Origin of the sequence: Thermogemmatispora tikiterensis, assembly GCF_003268475.1 — a bacterium.
Taxonomy (GTDB): domain Bacteria; phylum Chloroflexota; class Ktedonobacteria; order Ktedonobacterales; family Ktedonobacteraceae; genus Thermogemmatispora; species Thermogemmatispora tikiterensis.
Genome location: NZ_MCIF01000002.1, coordinates 3,553,072 through 3,571,472 on the forward strand (window position 1 = coordinate 3,553,072; position 18,401 = coordinate 3,571,472).

The following is an 18,401-nucleotide window of genomic DNA, read 5'->3' on the forward strand; positions in this document are numbered from 1 at the left end:
ATTTCGAGGGAAACAAGCGAGTACCGCCAGAAGATATCGCACTGAGGGAGGGAGGGAAGCACATGCCACATCCGTCCTTGCCACAGCCGCTCCAGGCTCCAGCCGACAAAGAGCAAGAGCGTTTGCCAGTCAGGTCTGCCCTCTCTCTGCCATCCCTAGAGATATAACGAGCTACTGCCGGGAAAGTCGCGCTCCTGGGGAAGAAGGTTTCCTCCGGGTTCAACAGTCGCCGGCGACAGGCAGACACCACAGGATTACTTCGGGGCAAGGAGGGAGCATCGCAGCTCTCCCACCCTGCGAACGTGGTCAGAGTGCCCGACCAGGGTCCCCCCAACCAACCCTGGAGACCAGTCCCAGCTGGGCCAGGTTGCATTTCTGCAACGCTTCGTTCTCCCGTGGCCGGGCAGAAGTAATGGCGCCGTGGCAGTTATCCACATTTCCACAGTCCCTACTACTGTTATATCCATCTATTATAAAGAGATGGATATGGATAGCAGTAGTAATAGGGCCTGTGGAAATGTGGATAACCCCGGCTAGATGAGGCCGATTCTCGAAGAGACGTTGCTGGCTGAGATGGCTCTGGAAGCGGCGCGATGCGCAACTTGACATGGATGTTATTTTGCTGAGAAACGCCGCTCGCTCTGTGCAAAAGTGGTGGAAAACTTGGGGATAAATGACAGGCAGGCTGTGGATGACGAGGGAGACCGCTCAGGGCCTGTGGAAAAGTTATCCACAGGTGGCGTGGAGAAGTCGGAGGGCCGAGAAATACCCTGTGGATAATGTGGAAAAGTTATCCACAAAATCGGTGGAAAACTAGAGAGAAGGATGTCCTGACACGTCAGGTTAGGATGACCAATGTGGATAACTTATCCACAAAATCGGTGGATAAGTGCCTGTCCTCTTGTCCGCATATGTCGGACCTTTGGGGGAGATCGAGCGCTTTATTACGACGCTCTGGATAACTTGTGGATAACTTATCCACAGGATCTGTGGAAAACTTTGAAACGCGGCCTGCTTGTGTGGATAATGTGGAAAAGTTATCCACAAAATCGGTGGAAAACTAGAGAGAAGGATGTCCTGACACGTCAGGTTAGGATGACCAATGTGGATAACTTTTCCACAGAACCTGTGGAAAACTTTGAAACACGGCCTGCTTGTGTGGAAAAGTGGCCGGTGCAAGGAACCTTTATCGACAGGTTATCCACATTGCCTGTGGATAACCTGCCTGAAATGTGTATAAAACTATCTGCAGGGAACTGTGAAAATGGTAGAACGCTGGTGAAACGCTACTCTTACACCGAGAGAGCGGGAACCAGGCGCCCGGCTCCAGCCTGAGCTAAATAGCTATAGATCCGCAGTAGCTCGGCGACACCGCTGGCGCTGGCGGCCTGATAGCCAGCGTGGTGAGGAGGATCACCATCGAAAACGCCGCCGATCATACCGAGCGTATTCTGACCCAGCTCGTAGAGAAAGGGTTCCAGCGCACGCAAGCCCTGGCGCCAGATGTACTCGTGCCCCAGTGGGGTAGCGTTGCCGTGGTCTGGCTCCTCTCTTCTATCCCGACCATCGAGCTTCAAGAGAGCCTCGATATAGGGGCCGATTAACCATGTCCAGACGCTGCCCTGGTAGAGGGCCTGGCGCTGCTCGTCGCTGCTCCTGCCCAGTCGTCCGCGATAAGCGGGATCGTGGGGGGCTAGCGTACGCAGCCCATAGGGGGTCAAGAGATGGTGCGTGACCTGCTCTAGCACTTCAAGACGATGGACAGGGACGAGGGCCGTATGGCGCAAAGAAATGGCCAGCAGCTGATTAGGGCGCAAGCTGGGATCATGGCCGGAGGGTCCATCGAGCACATCATAAAGATAGCGACCCTCGGCATACCAGAAGCGCTGAAACCCCTCTTCGCAGCGCTGACGCAGCTCCTGAAAGCGCCCACTCAGATACGTATTCCCGCCGCGTCCGCGGACTAATGCCGACCACTCCTCCATTAGTGCCAGGGCATGATACCAGAGGGCATTGACCTCGACCGCCTTGCCGGTGCGAGGCGTGACCGGGCTGCCGTTGAGATAAGCGTTCATCCATGTCAGGGCCTGGTGAGCGCTGGCACTTCGCAACAAGCCGTCATGGGGATCGACCTGAATCCCATGCAGCGTTCCCTCCAGGTACCAGAGCAGGCTTTCCGCCAGGCGCTGGTAAAGCTCGGCAATCAGCTCTTCATCGCCACTGAAGTGGAAATAGTGGTCGAGGGCATAAAGGTACCAGAGCGTCACATCAATGTTGCAATAGTCTGTCTCGCTGAGGCGTTGGCCAGTGCGCGGTAAACGATCCGGCAGCAAGCCCTGCTTAAAGTAGCGGGCCAGTCCTCGGAGCAAGCGGCGGCACTCGTCGAAGCGTCCGGTGGCCAGCATCAACCCGGGCAGAGCGATCAGCGCATCGCGGGTGTACTCCTCCAGTCCGTAGAACGTTGACAGGATCGAGAAGCGCTCTGCTTCCTGATCCGCCAATGGCCTGCCGTAAGGCCCGTGACCCAGGCTGACCAGGCGAGCTGGCCGCTGGCGAACCAGAAAACGATCTCCTGCCTGCACAAGCAGGTGCAGAAACTCCTCGCCCTCGCGCTGAGGATTGGTGGTTCCTGTTAGAGGCAGTACCTGAAGGCGGTGGGAGGTTTCTCCGCCTTCGCCAAAGTAGCGTTGTGGCTGGAGCAGAGCGCGCTGCTGCTCGATGCTCCGCCGGTAGGCCAGAGCCAGATAGTTGGGCGTCAGCGTCAACAGAGCAGGGTCCTCGGTCGTGGCCACAATGGTCAGCGTCGCCTCCTCATCCGGCCAGAGACGCGCGCGAAAGACACCCGGCAGGTAGAGATCGTCCACTGCTGGCCGTCCGGCATCACGGTCAACGCGACGCAGGAAGTGCCAGTACCATACCCCAGTCGGAATAAACAGAGGCTGGCTGTCGGGATGGCCGACGATGAACAGGTGATAGGGCTGAGCATCCTGGAAGGCCCGAATGGTGCAGCCCGTCACGCCGCGTGGAAAGAGCAGCTGGCCCCCTGACCATGAGGCCGGTGCAGCCCCTGGCTGCCGCTCACTGCTGTGGTGTACTTCTACTTGAAAGTGCCAGTCGTGGTGACCGGTTTGGGGGCAGTCGAAAGGACGGTAGGCAGAGAATGGCAGCAGGGTCAGTTCCAAAATATGCTGATCCAAAGCACGATAGCGCAGGTATGTGCGCTGATAGACAGGAGGGCTGGTCGAACCCGAGGCTGAGGTCGCCACACGCACGCGCTCGCTCTCCGAGCCGAGGCTGCGCTGCTCATGATTGCGCGAAAGGCGATACTGGATGCAGGTCGTATGCTGGCCGGGAATCATCCAGACCCGTTTCTCCAACATCACCCCATCGAGACCGCCAATGCGATAGAGAAAGACTGGAAAACCTTCCTCTAAACGAAAGGCCTCCAGATGAACAAAGCCGGCGGGGCTGAGCGTGCCATCACGGTACTCGTTCGTCCCAAGATAGTAGGTGCGCTGATCAAAGACGGCCTCCTCATCGATCTTAGCCAGCAATAGCTGGGGAGGAGCCTTCTGCTCAATTGGGACAACCAGCAGACCATGCTGCATGCGCGTCAGCACGCCGGCGACAGTGCCGGCGGCATAACCTCCCAGCCCGTTCGTGATCAGCCACTCGCGCGAAATGGTCTCGTTCAGGTCACAACAGATACGGCGATCAAATGTGATGGGCATCGTGGACCCTCCAGGCCCTCTTCAATGATACGCGGCTCTCCCCGCTGGACGTCATGCTCTGCCTGTACGTTGTGCCTCACAGCACCCCTTATTTAGTGTAGCATAATAAGTGCCAGGAAGCAGCGTTTTTCACACGGTCCTTTCTACAATGTAAAAGGATTGTTCTTCTGGCGTTGCACAAATGAGCCTCGGGTGACAATCCTCCCAGGCGAGGCGTATATAACAATGCAGAGAGTGCCAGTGTAAAGCCCCGAGCGAGTGCAGATTGCTCATCTTCCCGAGGCGGGCCTTGACCTTTGTCCTGCGCAACGGTCTTGGCCTCCTTTCTACCTTGTATTATGTCGACGGGCGTCCAGGTCTGCGATCAAACCGGGAGCTTGTCAATAACAGTCGAGCTATGCTACACTGCGCATATCCTTTGCACCCCATGTCGTTCTGTTAACCAGAGGAGGTGTCTGCATGGTATCCTCTCCCGTCCGCAGGGCAGGAAGCCGGCGAGTGCTACGAAGTGGGATCTTGCTGGGCATTGTGCTCATCTTCGCCCTGGCTCTGGCCGCCTGCGGTGGTTCGTCAGCGCCCGCGAGCGGCGGGGGCAATGCAAGCAACAAATACGGTCTCATTACACCGGGCGTTCTCACGGTCGGTAGCGATACAACCTATCCACCTCAGGAGTTCATTGATCCAGCCACCAACCAGCCCAGGGGCTTCGATATCGATCTCATCACGGAGATCGCCAAGCGCCTGGGGCTGCAGGTTCACGTGGTCACTGACGGCTTCGATACCATCTTTGATGACCTCTCGGCCCGGCGCTTCGACCTCGTGATCTCGGCAGTCACGATCAATCCCGATCGTCAGAAGAAGTTTGATTTCATCCCCTACTTCAATGCTGGCGAGTCGCTCCTGGTCGAGAAAGGCAATCCGCTGCACATCACGAGCGTTGATCAACTCTGTGGTCAGAATGTTGGCGTTCAGACTGGTACAGTTGAGCAGACTGATCTGCAGACGGCCTCGCAGAACTGCACCAAGGCTGGCAAGCCTCCCATCCATCTGACAGTACTCAAGGATCAAACGGAAGTCGTCCAGTTGCTGGCCAACCATCGTGTGGTTGCCACCTATCAGGATTCGCCAGTGACTGACTATTATTTGAAGCAGAATCCAGGCAAGTTTGAGGTGGGCGGCTCGGTGGTCAATGCTGCCCCCGAGGGGATTATGTTCCGCAAAGGGGATACGGCTCTCTACAATGCTGTCAAGGGCGCCTTTGACGCCATGCGCAGCGATGGCACCTACAAGCAGCTCATCGACAAGTGGGGGCTGACCAGCGGCGCTATTGCTCTAATGGAGCGGCGTACCCTCCTCTAGCCTTACTGGCAGGCTCTTCGCACATGTTACCTCAGCCTCCTTCATCTCACCTGGTGTTTGGTTTACCCACTCCTATGGTTCGTGCTGGAGGCTGATGGCGCGGGCAGAGTGAGCTTGTTGCCGACTGAGGCGGGGCCGCCGCTACCACAGCTGGCTGCCTCTCTCTCGCCGCCCTGAGAGAAAAAAGGGTGGCATGGACTCCCCGCTTCTGCAGTACACTATCATAAGTGAGGAAACCAGCTGGTCCCAGCGGACCAGCCAGGATGACTCAGCTGCCAGAGGCAGGAAGGCATACTCAGTTGGCTCGGCTCGCTCTGCGTCCAGCGCTAGCTGGCCTCTTGCCTGCCGGATCTAACGACCCAAGGAGATCCCCGCCATGTTCGATTGGGATGCCGTCTGGAAATTCATTGTTTCGCCCTTTTTTCTCCAGGCTGCCTGGACCACGCTCTGGCTCTCTGTCGTTGCCCAGCTTGCCGGCGTGGTCCTCGGTCTGTTTCTGGCGCTCATGCGCATGTCACGCTTCAAGTGGCTCTCCTTCCCCGTACAGGTTTATGTCTGGTTCTTCCGCGGCAGCCCGCTGCTTGTCCAGGTACTCTTGCTCTGGGATGGGTTGCCCAAGCTGGTCCCCGGCCTGCTCTTCAGTCAGATCACCTGCATATTGATTGCCTTCTCTTTAAACGAGGCAGCCTACATGTCGGAGATCATCCGGGCGGGCATCAGCTCGGTCGATCCAGGGCAGATGGAGGCGGCGCGTGCTCTGGGTATGCGCTACTGGCTGGCTATGCGCCGCATTATTCTGCCGCAGGCAGCGCGGGTCATTATCCCTCCGCTCGGCAACGAATTCAACAATATGCTCAAGACCACCTCGATCGCTTCAGTCATTGGGCTGGAAGAGCTGACCGGTACCGCCGAGATCCTTGGGGCACCAACTTTCTCGATTTTTGAGCTGCTGATCGTGGCTACCGTCTACTACTTGCTGCTGACTACCTTGTGGGACTACTTCCAGCGCTGGATCGAGCGTCGGCTGGACCCCGAGTATGCGGCCAAAGGCGGACGGCCAGGTCGGCGCCCAGGACAGAAAAGCTGGGCCCAGCGGGTCCTGGGATTTGGCAATCCACCGCTGGAGTCTGGCGAGTTGATCGCTGGTGGACATGGAGGAGCGCGCTAAGGCGTGTCTGCTTGAAAGGAGGCCCTACCAGTGACGCAGCAGCAAAGCTATAATGGTTATCAGGAGCAAGAGCCACCGCTCCCATCCGCTGTGCCTCAAGCCACTGAGAACGCGGAGATGGTTCGTGTCGAGCAGGCAGTGAAGCGCTTCGGGGACTTGCTCGTCCTCAACAATGTCAGTATGACAGTGAAGCGTGGGCAGGTCGTGGTGATCATCGGCCCCAGCGGCTCCGGCAAAACAACCTTGCTGCGCTGTATTAATCACCTTGAGAAGATCGACAGTGGCTACATCTATGTGGATGGGCAACTTGTCGGCTACCGTCTGGTTAATGGACGACTGGTCGAGGCCAGGGAAGCTGAGATTGCGAAGATGCGCGCTCAGATCGGCTTTGTCTTCCAGCGCTTCAATCTCTTTGCCCACATGACAGCCCTGGAGAACATTATCGAAGCTCCCGTTCATGTACTTGGCATACCGCGCGACGAGGCGATTGCCCAGGCAATGGAGTTGTTGCGCAAGGTTGGCCTGGAAGAGAAAGCCCACGTCTACCCTCATAAGCTCTCGGGAGGTCAACAGCAGCGAGTGGCCATTGCGCGGGCTTTGGCCATGCGACCCAAGCTGATGCTCTTCGACGAGGCAACCTCGGCCCTTGATCCCGAGCTGGTGGGCGAAGTGCTGAAGGTCATGCGCCAGCTGGCGGAGGAAGGCATGACAATGGTGGTGGTGACCCATGAGATGGGGTTTGCTCGCGATGTTGCAGATCACGTGATCTTTATGGATCACGGAGTAATCGTAGAGGAAGGTCCACCTGAGCAGATCTTCGATACTCCGCAGAACGAGCGTACCCGTAATTTTCTCGGCCTCATTGCCGCCGATTAGGAGAGGCAAAGTCTGGTGAGTAGGAGGAGCACAGCAGGTATGCGCCTTTACCGGGCGACACTGGCAGAAAACCGGACCCTGCGGCGGGGCCTGCACTTGCTAGAGCTAGAGGCGCCGGCGCTCGCTCAGGCGGTGCGTCCGGGCCAGTACTGCATGGTACGCTGTGCTGAGGAAGGGTCGTTTGACCCGCTGCTGCGCCGACCTTTCTTTGTGCACAGCATCGAGGGCGAGCGCTGTCGTATTCTGCTCCAGGTGCGTGGGCGTGGTACAGCCTGGCTGGCGAGGCGGCCCGCCGGAGCGGAGCTGGACCTGCTAGGGCCATTAGGCCAGGGCTGGCGGCTCCCGTCCCGCCTGAGCACGCTGCTGCTGGTCGCTGAGGGCTTCGGTGTTGTAACACTGGCGCTGCTGGCTCAGCGCGCCAGCGAGCAGGGGCTGGCAGTGACCCTTGTTCAAGAAGTAACGCAGCTGCCAGAAGGTTACCCGGCTGCACTGTTACCGGAAGAAGTCGAGTACCATCTGGTGACGAGCGATGGCGGTACGGGCCAGCAGCGCACGCTCTTGACTGTGCTGGGAGACTATCTCAGCTGGGCCGATGCCGTCTGTCTGGGCGTTTCACGTGAAACGGCGCTGCAGCTCCGTCGACACTTCGAACGCCTGCGCCGCCCAGGCTTCGCCCAGGTTGCCGTGCTCCACCCCCTTGTCTGCGGTACTGGTACCTGTCTGGCCTGTGCTCTGGAGACCAGCCGTGGCCCACGCCTCATCTGCCAGGAGGGACCAATCTTTGATCTCCAAATCCTTACACAGGGCTGAGAGGAGAAACCTGCCAGCAGACCACTGACCAGTGAGCCAGTGGTCCACCAGCTCACTGGTCAATGAAACTGTCGACCTGTCTGGCCCTTTCCCCTCCACCTGGCTCCTCCCCCGGCCCAACCGCCAGCAGCGGCCGAATGATGCGGTAGGGGAATCAGGGCAACTGTAACAAGGTGATCTCAGCTAGCTGATCCAGGTCTGCTGGCTGACAGGGAAGAAGGAAATTCGGAGTAGTATCCAACAGCTCCACAAAGGCTGCGACCACCGTTGGGTCAAAGCTGGTACCGGCATCACGCCCAATGCGCTCGCGAGCCATCTCTGACGAAAATGGCTCCTTGTAGGGGCGCTGCGAGGTCAAGACATCGTAAACGTCGGCCACCGTCAGAATACGCGCACTCAGAGGAATGGCCTCGCCGCGCAGTCCTGATGGATAGCCCTGGCCGTCCCAGCGCTCGTGGTGGTACAAGACCGTTTCAACATAAAACGGGTCCACATCGCACCCGATCAAAATGCGAGCCCCGATGACCGGATGGCGCTGCATCTTGCGCCGTTCCTCAGCGGAGAGGGCGGCGGACTTGTGCAAAATCTCGTTGGCGATCCAGGTCTTTCCCAGATCATGGACCAGAGCCGCCAGGGCCAGATCACGGGCCTGACCGTGCTCCCACCCCAGCTTGCTCGCCAATCGATAGGCGTAGACAGCAACCCGGCGCGAGTGCTCGTAGGTCACGAGATCGCGCTCCTTTATGCTCCTGGCAAAGGCAAGCAGAATCTCTCTGCTCTCCCTGCCATCCTTCAGGGTTTTGACTGCCACCACTCTGCTCTACTCCCTCTAAGCCCACAATGGATAACGGTAAAGAGAATGAGTGCAAGACGATGAATCATATAATATAGTAATGTTTTCACTTGCTGTCTGCCCAAGCTCTTGTTTTCAGGCAGTACTTTTGTGTCACTCGTCCGCTATTTTGCTCTTCCTGAAAGCCGTGCGAGCCAGCCTGGCCAGTCGCCTGGGACCGGCCCGCTTCCCTATGGGAACGCGGGCCGTTTGCTCATCCCCCAAATGGTCCCTCTTTCCGGGCCGCCTGTTTTTTAATCGTCATAATTTATGATAGACTCCTCTTACCATCCATTCTATGTGCAGGAAAGATCACTGCGACTTGTTGCACGGCAGTAAGATCGTCTCTCAGTTCAGTTGGAAGTAGCTTGCGATGACAGAAGAACTTGTGGAGGAGGGTTCAGACAAGAGGCTGGACCCTGAGCAGCAGGCGCATGAGGAGCAGGATGCGGCGTCGCGCCCGCGCGATGTGATCACGGTGGTTCTGACGGCGGATAACCATCTGGGCGCTGCCGCTGGCCAACCGATGCGCCGACGCGAGGAGCGAGCGCGCCAGCTACGGCATGCCTTTCAGCAGGCGGTGGATTTCGCCATTGGCCAGGGTGTCGATCTTTTCATCCAGGCCGGAGATCTTTTCGATTCGTTGAATCCGGCTGAACATGAGCGTAGCTTTGTGGCCGAGCGTCTGGTTCAGCTCCGTCAGGCGGGTGTGCGCACGTTTATGGTCGGTGGCTTGCACGATACGCCACCGCTGGGCCGGGCCCTCGCTGAGGGAGCGCTGCCAGCACCTCACTTGAGCTTCGCTCGCCTCGGCGCCCTCCATTATTTTGAACCGCTCGCGCCCCCTTCCCGCCCATCCGCGGCGATGGCTACGGGCGCCAGTCTGGGGAGCGGGCAGCCTCTCATCGAGTTAACGCCGGCCTTCTGTGAGATCGGGCAGCTACGGGTCGGCCTCTGTGGCCTGAGTGTGCGTGCAGGCCAGGAAGGCGATCCTCTGGCCTACGTTCGTCCCGCCGCTGAGCTTGAGCGTGCCCAGATCCGTATTTTGATCCTCCATGCCCCCATTGAAGGCCTGAGCACCGAACCTGTCCCTGCTGAAGCCCAGGCCCAGGCCCTGGTGAGCCGCGCGACATTGGCACGGCAGACAGCTTTCCAGTATATCCTGGCCGGCTACCACCATGCCTTTCAGCAGTTGCACCTCGGCCAGTGTGAGCTGATCGTGGCCGGTCCAACTCAGCATATTGATTTCAATGACCCCGATGCCGAGCCTGGCTTTGTCTTTCTCGGTCTGGCGAGCGATGGCGTCCGCTGGTGTAAACATATCTCTGTCGAGGCTGTGCGCCTGCGTCGCCTGGTTGTACCGACCAGCGCGCTCTGGCCTGCCCCACCAACAGGGGCAGGAGCGCCCAGCGGTGAAACCGGGGCCGCGGCTTCTGCTTCTGCTACCGCTGGCTCTCCCACTGCAGTAATTCTGGAGCGCCTGCGTCCTCTCTGCGATCAACAGACGATGGTCCAGCTGAAACTGGAGGGCGAGCTGACGCGCCAGCAATATCATCAGCTCGACCTGAACCAGATCCGCCGTTACGGCGAGCAGCATGCTTTCTCCCTGGCCATCGACGACACAGCCTTGACCCTGATGCCTGACTATGAGGCTTCCGCCAGCTCTGGCCCGGCTGAGGCCACTGAGCGTTTCTCTCCTCGCGAGGAGCTGGCTGCTCTGGCCGACGAGTGGATCGCTGCCGCCTCTGATGAACAAGAGAAAAAAGCTCTGTTGGTGACAAAAGAAGTGTTGTTGACTGCTCTGGATGAGATCCATTAGCGCGAAGTGCTCTGAGCGCCCGCTCCTGTGGCGCCTGATCGGTGCGCTCGCTGGTCGGAGGATCTGCACCGCTGAGCTATGTGAAGGAGATGTGGTAGCGTAAGGGCGGATCGCGGCGAGCATGCTGGCCTCTCTGCTCAACTCTCTCAAGAAACCGGCGGAGAGCGTCGCATCTCCCGAGAGGAGTGTGAACGGAGTGAAGCAGAAATGATTATTCTGAAACACCTGACAGTCGAGCGTTTCAGGCTCTTGCGAGAAATAGATCTGCACTTTCCCCAGCGCGGAAGTATCCTGATCCAGGGGCCGAACGAGGCTGGTAAATCGACGCTCTTTGAATGTATCTACTTTGCTCTCTTTGGCGAGCCACTCACTACCCATCGGGAGAAACGGGCGCTGGACGATCTGATTATGTACGGAGAGACGGAGGCCACTGTCAAGCTGACGCTCTCCGTCGGCGCCACTGAACTGGCCATCACGCGCACTATTGAACGCGGCAGCGGTCAGCGCGTTTCGCTCTTGGTCCGCCGCCTCGGCATGCCCGAGAGCGAGCCAATCACTCAGCTGCGAGCCGCTAATGAGCGCATCATTGCAGAGTTGGGCCGCCTCGATGGTGAGACGCTGCGCAATTCCTGCTTGATCGAGCAGAAGGGCCTCCAACGTCTTGAGCAGATCACTGGCTGTGAGCGCGAGGTGGCCCTGCGCCGCCTCTTGGGCCTGGAGAAGCTGACTCGCCTGGCTGAGCAGTTCCGCCTGACCCCCGAGGATGAGGAGCAGCTGCGTGAGTGCGCTGCTCGCCTGCGGCTGGCTGAGCTGCAGGCCCGCATTCCTGAGCTAAGTGCCAGGCTGGGCCAGGTCGAGGAGGCCCTGGATGCTGTCACCGTGAATGAGCATCTGGCCGAGATCGAGCAGCAAGAGGCAGAAATTGCTGAGCAGGAGAGCACTCTCTCTACTATTCAGCAGAAGCGTTCCGAGCTGAAGAGTCGCCAGGCGCGCGTGCAGCAGTTGAAAAAAGCAGAGGCGATCCTCGCTGAGCTGATTACTGCCTACGATGAGATGGCTGAGGCCCGCCGCGAGTTGCCTGAGCTGGACCGACAGATTGCTGATCTGGAACTGCGCGAACGTGAAGAGCTACCAGTTCTGGAGAAGCGCGTGCGCGAGCTGGAAGACCTTTCGCGCTCGTTCGGTACCCTGGAGCGTATGGCTACTGACCTCCTGGCCACAGTGAATACAATTAAGGAATTGGAGCAGGAGGTTCAGGAGCGCACAACCTTTGAGGAGAGCCTTGAGCAGTTGGAGGCGCAAATCAGTCGCGCTCAGGCGCGCCTCGATCAGGCGCGCTTGACGCGCAGCGAGCTGGAAGAGCGCCGCCGCGCCGGGCGACCCTCGCTGGAGGAGCGGCTACGGCGTCTGCGTCATCTGGCCTCCCGTCTGGAAACACTGCGTCAGGCGGAGGAGCGCTACGCCCAGCGCCTGGCGGCGCGCGAGCAGGCTGAGCAGCTGGAAAACCGTATCGAGAATGCGCGCCGTCGCCTGCGCGAAGCCGAACAGGAACAGGCTCGCTATGAGCAGGAGGTGCGCCAGACTGAGCAGCTGGTCACAACCTATGAGGAGCGCTGGCGCCGTCAGAATCTGGCGCGCCAGTTAGAGGAATGGCTGCGCCTGCGCGATAAGTTGCGCGGCCTGACCGAGGCTGAACGGCAGGTACGCGCTGCTTACCAGCAACACGAGCGCTGCCATCAAGAGGCCGCCGCCGCTCTCAGCGTGATGCGCCGCTTGTTCGCTTTTCTGATTGTGGCCGGAAGCGGCTTCGGCATCGCCGCCCTCCTGAGCTTCATATGGGCGCTCTCGCAGCTTCTGGTCCCGGCGGTGATCGGCATTGTACTGGCGGCTGCCTGCGTTGCCGCTTTTGTAGTCATCTTTATCCGCTATAGTCGCGCTCGTGTCTCTGTCCAACAGGCCCTGCAGCGCGAGCAGGAGGCCCTCAATCATGTCCGCGCAATGGTGGCTGCCCGTGAGGCGGCAGCCCGTGCTAACGGCGGTCAGGAAGCTCTGGCTCGCGTCGAAGAGGAGATTCGGAACCTGGGGGCTGAGGTTCCAGCTTCGCCCGATGAAGCACGGCGCGTGATCGAGCAGGCCCAGGCCGAGCGCTCCTCTGTCAATGAGCAGCAGGCCCTGGCTGAAGCCCGCGAGCGCCTGGCTACCCTGCGTACCCAGGTGACTCAGGCTGCTGAGAGAGTCGCCACGCTGCGCAAGCAAGCGAGTGAATTGGAGGAGGAGGCACACGCTAAGGATTGGGATGATATCCACAGCAAACTCCGCAGCGACCTGGTAGCTGTAGAGCAGGCTCGCCATGAGCTGGCGACTTTGATGGGTCGCGAGGGCCTGCCAATCCCCACCTTCGAGGCCAACGTCTTCAATTCTCCTGCAAAGCATGCCGAGCTGCAGGCAATCATTGAAGAGGCGCTCAAAACTGCCGAACTGGAGATTGCCGCGCTCGACGGCAAGATCGACGCGATCACCGAGCTACAAGAGCAGATCAAGGTTTGTGAGCAGGAGCTGGAAAGCCTCCAGACTCGCAAGCAGGTGCTTCTCGGGCGCCTCGAGCGCTTTCAGACGAGCGATCCCCCCCAGCAGTTGGCGCGTGCCCGCGAGCAGCAGGCCGCTCTCAGAGAGGCCTTGCAGAAGTTGACAGATTCCCTGCGCCAGCGTGTCAAGCCCCTCGGCCTGCAGTTCGGTCAGGCCCAGGTCAGCAACGCCGAGAGCGCCGCTCGCCGCGAGCTGGAGGCCCTCCATATTACTCTCGGGCGCCGCATCGAACTGCAGGGGCGCCGCGAACACTACGCCGCCCTCCTCAAGGAGCGCCAACAGTCGCTCTCTGGCTACTATCAGCAGCTTGCAAAGTTCAGCACAGTGCTCGGTAGCTGGATTATCCCGCCCAATCCTTTTGCCGAGACGCTCAACGGTCTGCGTACACGCTGTCAGGAGGAGCTGCAGGCAGCCAGTGAGGAGAGCATTCTGCAGGAGTTGGAGCAGCTGCAGATGCAAGAAGGAGCTGCACGGGCCAAGATCGAACTGTGTCGGCAGGAGATCGAGGAGATCCGCGAGCAGATCCGCGCTCTGCTTGAGCTGCGTGGCCGCCCCGCTCCCCAGGGCTATCAGCGCGAGGAGATTGTGGCAGTCTGGCCCCTCGTCGGCGAGTATGGCGTCGCCGATCGCCAGCGTTTGGAAGAGGAGCGGGAGCGTCTGGAGCAAGAGCTGCAGCAGCATGAGAAGGAGGAGCTGGAGCTTAGCCAGCAACTCGGCACTGGCGGCGAGCAGCTGGATCTGGAGCAGACTCGCAAGCGCATGGAGCAGCAGGAACGCAGCTATCAAACCAAGAAGCGTGGAAGCATGTTAATCACGGCGGTCATCGAGCGCTTGATGCGCAAGATGGTCCCGCGTACCGAGTACTACATGCAACAAATTCTGCCGCTCTTGACCAGCGGTCGCTATCACGATGTGCAGCTGGTGACCGAGCCGGAGGAGGGCAGCGCAAGCGGCGGGCCGCTGCGCTGGCGGGTCTGGGATTCGGCAGCTGGCGAGTATATCCCTCGTGAAGCGCTCTCCAGCGGGGCGGCGGATCAGATTTCCTTCGCCCTGCGTCTGGCCTTTGCAATCGCCGCCCTGCCACGCGAGCTCAATGCCGCTCCTGGCTTTTTGCTCCTCGACGAGCCGCTCAGCTCCTTCGATCAGCGACGAGCGCAGGCGGTGGTCGAAGTGGTGACCGGTGAGATGCTGGGACAGCACTTCGAGCAGATCTTCTTTATCTCACACAGCGGCGCTTTCGATCCCGCTCAGTTCCCCTACTATCTCTTGATCGACGGTGGACAGGTGGTCGAGAGCAATCTGCCCGTGATAGCACCGCGCAGCTCGCTCAACGGCAATGGCAGCCGCTCCTCATCTGAAGAAGGACCTGAAACCAGCTCGGAAGCAACCTCGGTGGTGGCCTAGTGCTGCGGGGAACCTTCAACATTCAGAACGAGGCAAGGCATCGGCGGCTGGCTGGCCAATGCTCTGCGAAAGCCAACGCCAGGAGGAAGCTGCTCCCAGCGAGCAGGCTCCTCCTGGATGGACGGGGAAGCCTGTGCTGACGACTCTTCCTGACCTTCCGCTTACTCTATCTACTATCCTGGCCTCCCCCCGTCATCCTCATCCTTCCTCCTCTAGAAAGCGCGCTACCTCGACTTCGGCCCGCGCCAGGTCAGCACCTTCCAGCCAGATAATGCGCTGATCACGCCGAAACCAGCTCAGCTGGCGGCGGGCAAAATCATGGATCGCGTGCTTTAGGTGTTCTGCCATCTCTGCCTCGTTCTCGTATTCACCTCGCAGCAAGCGACTGATAAAACGGTACTCCAGCCCCAGGGCTTCCAGACGCTCGTGGCTAAGGCCCTGGGCCAGCAAGCGCCGAACCTCATCGACCATCCCCTGGCGCAGGCGCTCATCGACGCGTTGATCGATGCGGCGATAGAGTTCCGCCCGCGGCCAGTGAATACCCAACAGAAGGCTCTCGTAGAGTGGAGCCGGTACCCCCTGCTGCTCGGAGAAGGGCCGGCCTGTGAGAAGGCAGACCTCCAAAGCGCGGATCACTCGACGTGGGTTGCGACGGTCGATGCGAGCCGCGGCGCGTGGATCACGTCTCTCTAGCTCGGCGACCAGCTCTACAAGGGGACGCTGCTCAAGCTGACGGCGCAGCTCTGGGTCGGGCGGCACCTGGGGCACCTGCAGGTTGTCGACTACCAGCTGGATATAGTGGGGGGAGCCGCCGACCAGCAAAGGCAGCTTGCCACGGCCTAAGATCGCCTCAATCGCTGCCAGGGCCTCCTCGCGAAAGCGAGCGGCGCTGTAAACATCGCCTGGGTCGGCCACGTCAAGCAAGTGATGAGGGACAAGCGCTCGCTCCTCTGGCGTCACTTTGGCCGTGCCAATATCCAGACCGCGGTAGACCTGGCGCGAATCGGCGGAGACGATTTCTCCATTGAAGCGCTGGGCGAGCTGAATACCCAGAGCGCTCTTGCCCGAGGCGGTTGGTCCCAGCACTACCACCACTTTCCCTTTCCGCTGTGGCTGTTCCCTCTCAGCGACGCTCACTGTCTCTTTCCCATCCACAGCTACGGGTGCCCGATCAGTCGATCGATACGGAAGATCAACGCCAGAGCCACAGCAGCCCCCGCGGCCACGGCCAGCGGCGTCAGCAGGCTCAGGCTTGTCCCCAAAGCCAGGCTCAGGCCCAGGCTGACGCCAGTAACCATCAACAGGGCCAGCGTTGGCAAGCGGAAGCGCTTCATCGCCCAGGTTGCTCCGGCCAGCAAGCGGCTGCTGATAAACTGGCTACTGCCCAGGGTGCCGGCCAGAGCGGCCAGAGCAAGCAGGGTCAGGGCATGAAGGGCAGGTGCCCCATCCTGGAAAACGCTATGCCAGGCAGGCTCCAGCAGACCAAGGGCCGCCAGGGTAGTGGCCAGTCCCGTACAGAAACGGTTCACCAGCGCTGATAGCTGCCAGCGGTGATCGGCGTTCAGCAATAAGGCCCCCAGAGGGGCCAGTGGTAGCATTGCAAGCAACGCCGGCAGGAAAGATGGATCGGGAGGCAGAGGAGCATGCGAAAAGAAAGGCAGCTGGGAGAATAGCTCATAAAACAAAGAAGGAGTGAGCAAAGCCGCAGCAAAAACCTGCAGCCAATAGAGCCGGCGGCGCTCAGCGGGACTGGCCCGTAGCAGGTCCCAGCCACCGGGTTGGCCATACTTCGCCTTGTAAGCCTCGTCCTGGGGATTGATATAGGCTGGCAGAGCTGGGGTCATCGGACCAGAGCGTTGGCTGGGAGGTAACAAGCGTTGGCCAGCGCCGGCGCCAACGCTACCAGAGACCTGCCCGCTGGCCGTTCTTGTCCCGCTAGCCGTCACTGGCCCCGTGACGGTATAATTCATAACCTCCACCTCTACTCTCACCTCCGCTGGCTTCCCCGTCGTCTCGCCCAGAGGCGTAATCACTATGGTACCGCTATAGCGCTGCGAGCCAGCAAGCTGGCTGCTATCGACCCGCACACGCACCAGTGTACTCATGCCATCAAAGCGCGTCTGATCCACGATAATCCACGGCTCTACCGGCTGGATAGTTCCCTGAACAACCGAACCCTGATTGCCCGTGATCGTGAGCAACATAGGAGCAGACAGGCCCGGGTAAACCTGGCCAAAATTAATCGTGGCCGGGCGCACAATCATCAGCGGTGCCTTGCGCGGACGTGCAGGGGGACGTCCGCGCTCCGCCTCAGAAGCCGCAGACGCTGTGGCACTAACGGACCTCTGGGATTTCGTGCGTAAGTGGGCATCTGGCCCCATAATCAGCTGGACCAGCCGCTCAACACCCAGCTCGGGATCACCGGTCGTCGTCCGTAAGCGGCGCACCTTGCGGGCCAGATCGCTCTCGCCGATCTCCTCGAGCCATGACTCGATCTCCCCATTGAACAGGTAGTCTGCCCCCTCCTCGGGAAAGCGGGCGCACAACTCAGCCAGCTCTTCTGGTGTCGTGGCCTCCTGACCGTTCTCAAAAGGTAATGTCCCCACACGGAAGAGGGCCCGGCGGAAAACGGCCACACTTGGATAGCGATCGTTGGGATCGAGCGAGGCCGCTTTCTCCAGCGCTCGCGCCACTGTTGACGAGACCGCTGGGTTCAGCGTGCGCGCATCTGGCAGGCCAAAACCCTTCTCGGGCAGTGCGCCCGTCAAAAGCTGGAAGAGCGTCACCGCCAGTGAGTAGATATCGGAGCGCTGATCTGTTTGAGCGCTGCCATACTGCTCTGGAGGAGCGAAACCGGGCGTGCCCAGCAGCTGGGTATCTTGCGAGGAAGAGCGACGCACCAGCCGGGCGATACCGAAGTCGATCAGCTTGATGCGCCCGTCGCGACGCAGCATAATATTGCCCGGCTTCAAATCGCGGAAAATCACCGGTGGCTGCTGACTGTGCAGATATTCCAGGACATCGCAGAGCTGACGAGCCCAACCCAACACGCGCCGCTCAGAGAAAGGCCCACCGTTCTCCTCCAGCAGCTCCTCCAGCGTCTTCCCATCGATATACTCCATCACCAGAAAATGGCGCTCACCCTCGCTGAAGAAGTCGGTAAAGGCAGGAAGGTTAGGGTGGCTGAGGCGCGATAAAATAGTAGCCTCAGCCAGAAAATTCTCCAGAGCCTTGCCCTGTTCGCTAGGCGGCACGGAAGAGAGGCTCATCTCCTTCACCGCACAGATCTCGCCCCGCTTCGTATCGCGCGCCTGGTACACTGCTCCCATGCCCCCCTGGCCGATCACACGCAGGATGATGTAGCGCTTGTGGAGCAGGGTATTGCGTCCCAGGCGTCCCGTCTGGGCATTTCCCTGACCGTTCTGTGGACTGATGGGACTGATGGCGAACCCCCTGTCTCTCCTCACGGACATCAAAGCTCCTCGGTCCACCGCCGGCGCCGCCGGACCAGCTCAACCTCGTTGCCACTCTTGACCGGCCAGACCCGGCCAGGCAGAGGGCCTGCAGCGCCTTCGTGGCTCTCGTGCATTCCAGTATAGCATACCATTTATGGGAGATACTACCTATGCTGGATGCTATTGATACAAGTAAATTCGCGCTGCATGGTACAATCAGCATAGACGCTCTCGGCCTTCCGACCACTCCTACTTGCGTAGGAAAGGAGAAAGTCGCCGGGCGTCTGTCCTGCTCTACAACGTTTGAGAGCTGCAAAGTCTGGTAAAGAAGATTATCCTGAAAAACGCCAACAACGAATGG

At 59.7% G+C, this 18,401-nt stretch carries 10 protein-coding genes; 6 read left to right on the forward strand and 4 right to left on the reverse strand.

The genetic code is table 11. From position 1 onward, the window contains the following. Positions 1 to 1,292: 1,292 nt before the first annotated feature. Positions 1,293 to 3,731, reverse strand: coding sequence for an amylo-alpha-1,6-glucosidase (locus tag A4R35_RS14285; RefSeq protein ID WP_112430470.1), 2,439 nt, complete (start codon positions 3,729 to 3,731; stop codon positions 1,293 to 1,295). 498 nt (positions 3,732 to 4,229) lie between these two features. Between A4R35_RS14285 and A4R35_RS14290 the strand changes: the two genes are divergently transcribed. From A4R35_RS14290 to A4R35_RS14305, 4 genes are all read left to right on the forward strand, one after another. Beyond that, positions 4,230 to 5,090, forward strand: coding sequence for an ABC transporter substrate-binding protein (locus A4R35_RS14290; RefSeq protein ID WP_223258341.1), 861 nt, complete (start codon positions 4,230 to 4,232; stop codon positions 5,088 to 5,090). A 376-nt stretch (positions 5,091 to 5,466) separates the two neighbouring features. After that, positions 5,467 to 6,258 carry an amino acid ABC transporter permease gene (locus A4R35_RS14295; RefSeq protein WP_112430474.1) on the forward strand — a complete coding sequence of 264 codons (792 nt, stop codon included), beginning with the start codon at positions 5,467 to 5,469 and terminating at the stop codon, positions 6,256 to 6,258. 117 nt (positions 6,259 to 6,375) lie between these two features. Continuing rightward, positions 6,376 to 7,134 (forward strand): amino acid ABC transporter ATP-binding protein, encoded by a 759-nt coding sequence (locus A4R35_RS14300; protein ID WP_112434209.1) that lies wholly within the window; start codon positions 6,376 to 6,378, stop codon positions 7,132 to 7,134. A 39-nt stretch (positions 7,135 to 7,173) separates the two neighbouring features. Further along, positions 7,174 to 7,944 carry an iron-sulfur cluster-binding protein gene (locus A4R35_RS14305; protein WP_112430476.1) on the forward strand — a complete coding sequence of 257 codons (771 nt, stop codon included), beginning with the start codon at positions 7,174 to 7,176 and terminating at the stop codon, positions 7,942 to 7,944. Positions 7,945 to 8,098: 154 nt separating this feature from the next. Here the strand turns inward: A4R35_RS14305 and A4R35_RS14310 are convergent, their stop codons facing one another. Further along, positions 8,099 to 8,758 (reverse strand): HD-GYP domain-containing protein, encoded by a 660-nt coding sequence (locus A4R35_RS14310; RefSeq protein ID WP_112430478.1) that lies wholly within the window; start codon positions 8,756 to 8,758, stop codon positions 8,099 to 8,101. A 391-nt stretch (positions 8,759 to 9,149) separates the two neighbouring features. On the opposite strand from A4R35_RS14310, the gene A4R35_RS14315 reads away from it, so the two are divergent. Together A4R35_RS14315 and A4R35_RS14320 are read left to right on the forward strand one after the other, a co-directional pair. Beyond that, a complete protein-coding gene (locus tag A4R35_RS14315; RefSeq protein ID WP_112430480.1) occupies positions 9,150 to 10,595 on the forward strand; it encodes a metallophosphoesterase family protein in 1,446 nt (481 codons plus the stop codon). 207 nt (positions 10,596 to 10,802) lie between these two features. Beyond that, positions 10,803 to 14,585: an AAA family ATPase gene (locus A4R35_RS14320; protein ID WP_112430482.1), complete on the forward strand. Its 3,783-nt coding sequence runs from the start codon at positions 10,803 to 10,805 to the stop codon at positions 14,583 to 14,585. A gap of 198 nt (positions 14,586 to 14,783) precedes the next feature. Here A4R35_RS14320 and miaA read toward each other — a convergent pair whose 3' ends face one another. Both miaA and A4R35_RS14330 read right to left on the reverse strand, forming a co-directional pair. Further along, on the reverse strand, positions 14,784 to 15,722 hold the full coding sequence (gene miaA, locus A4R35_RS14325) for a tRNA (adenosine(37)-N6)-dimethylallyltransferase MiaA (RefSeq protein ID WP_112430484.1): 939 nt from the start codon (positions 15,720 to 15,722) through the stop codon (positions 14,784 to 14,786). 20 nt (positions 15,723 to 15,742) lie between these two features. Beyond that, the gene (locus A4R35_RS14330) at positions 15,743 to 18,058 is read right to left on the reverse strand and encodes a serine/threonine-protein kinase (protein ID WP_112430486.1); all 2,316 of its coding nucleotides are present in this window, start codon (positions 18,056 to 18,058) and stop codon (positions 15,743 to 15,745) included. Positions 18,059 to 18,401 lie beyond the last annotated feature (343 nt).

What these genes read in the sequence shown, in the direction of transcription:
- A4R35_RS14330 (WP_112430486.1), bottom strand. Translation starts at nt 18,058, where the DNA reads ATGTCCGTGAGGAGAGACAGGGGGTTCGCCATCAGTCCCATCAGTCCA.
- A4R35_RS14300 (WP_112434209.1), top strand. Translation starts at nt 6,376, where the DNA reads ATGGTTCGTGTCGAGCAGGCAGTGAAGCGCTTCGGGGACTTGCTCGTC.
- A4R35_RS14305 (WP_112430476.1), top strand. Translation starts at nt 7,174, where the DNA reads ATGCGCCTTTACCGGGCGACACTGGCAGAAAACCGGACCCTGCGGCGG.
- A4R35_RS14295 (WP_112430474.1), top strand. Translation starts at nt 5,467, where the DNA reads ATGTTCGATTGGGATGCCGTCTGGAAATTCATTGTTTCGCCCTTTTTT.
- A4R35_RS14285 (WP_112430470.1), bottom strand. Translation starts at nt 3,731, where the DNA reads ATGCCCATCACATTTGATCGCCGTATCTGTTGTGACCTGAACGAGACC.
- A4R35_RS14315 (WP_112430480.1), top strand. Translation starts at nt 9,150, where the DNA reads ATGACAGAAGAACTTGTGGAGGAGGGTTCAGACAAGAGGCTGGACCCT.
- A4R35_RS14320 (WP_112430482.1), top strand. Translation starts at nt 10,803, where the DNA reads ATGATTATTCTGAAACACCTGACAGTCGAGCGTTTCAGGCTCTTGCGA.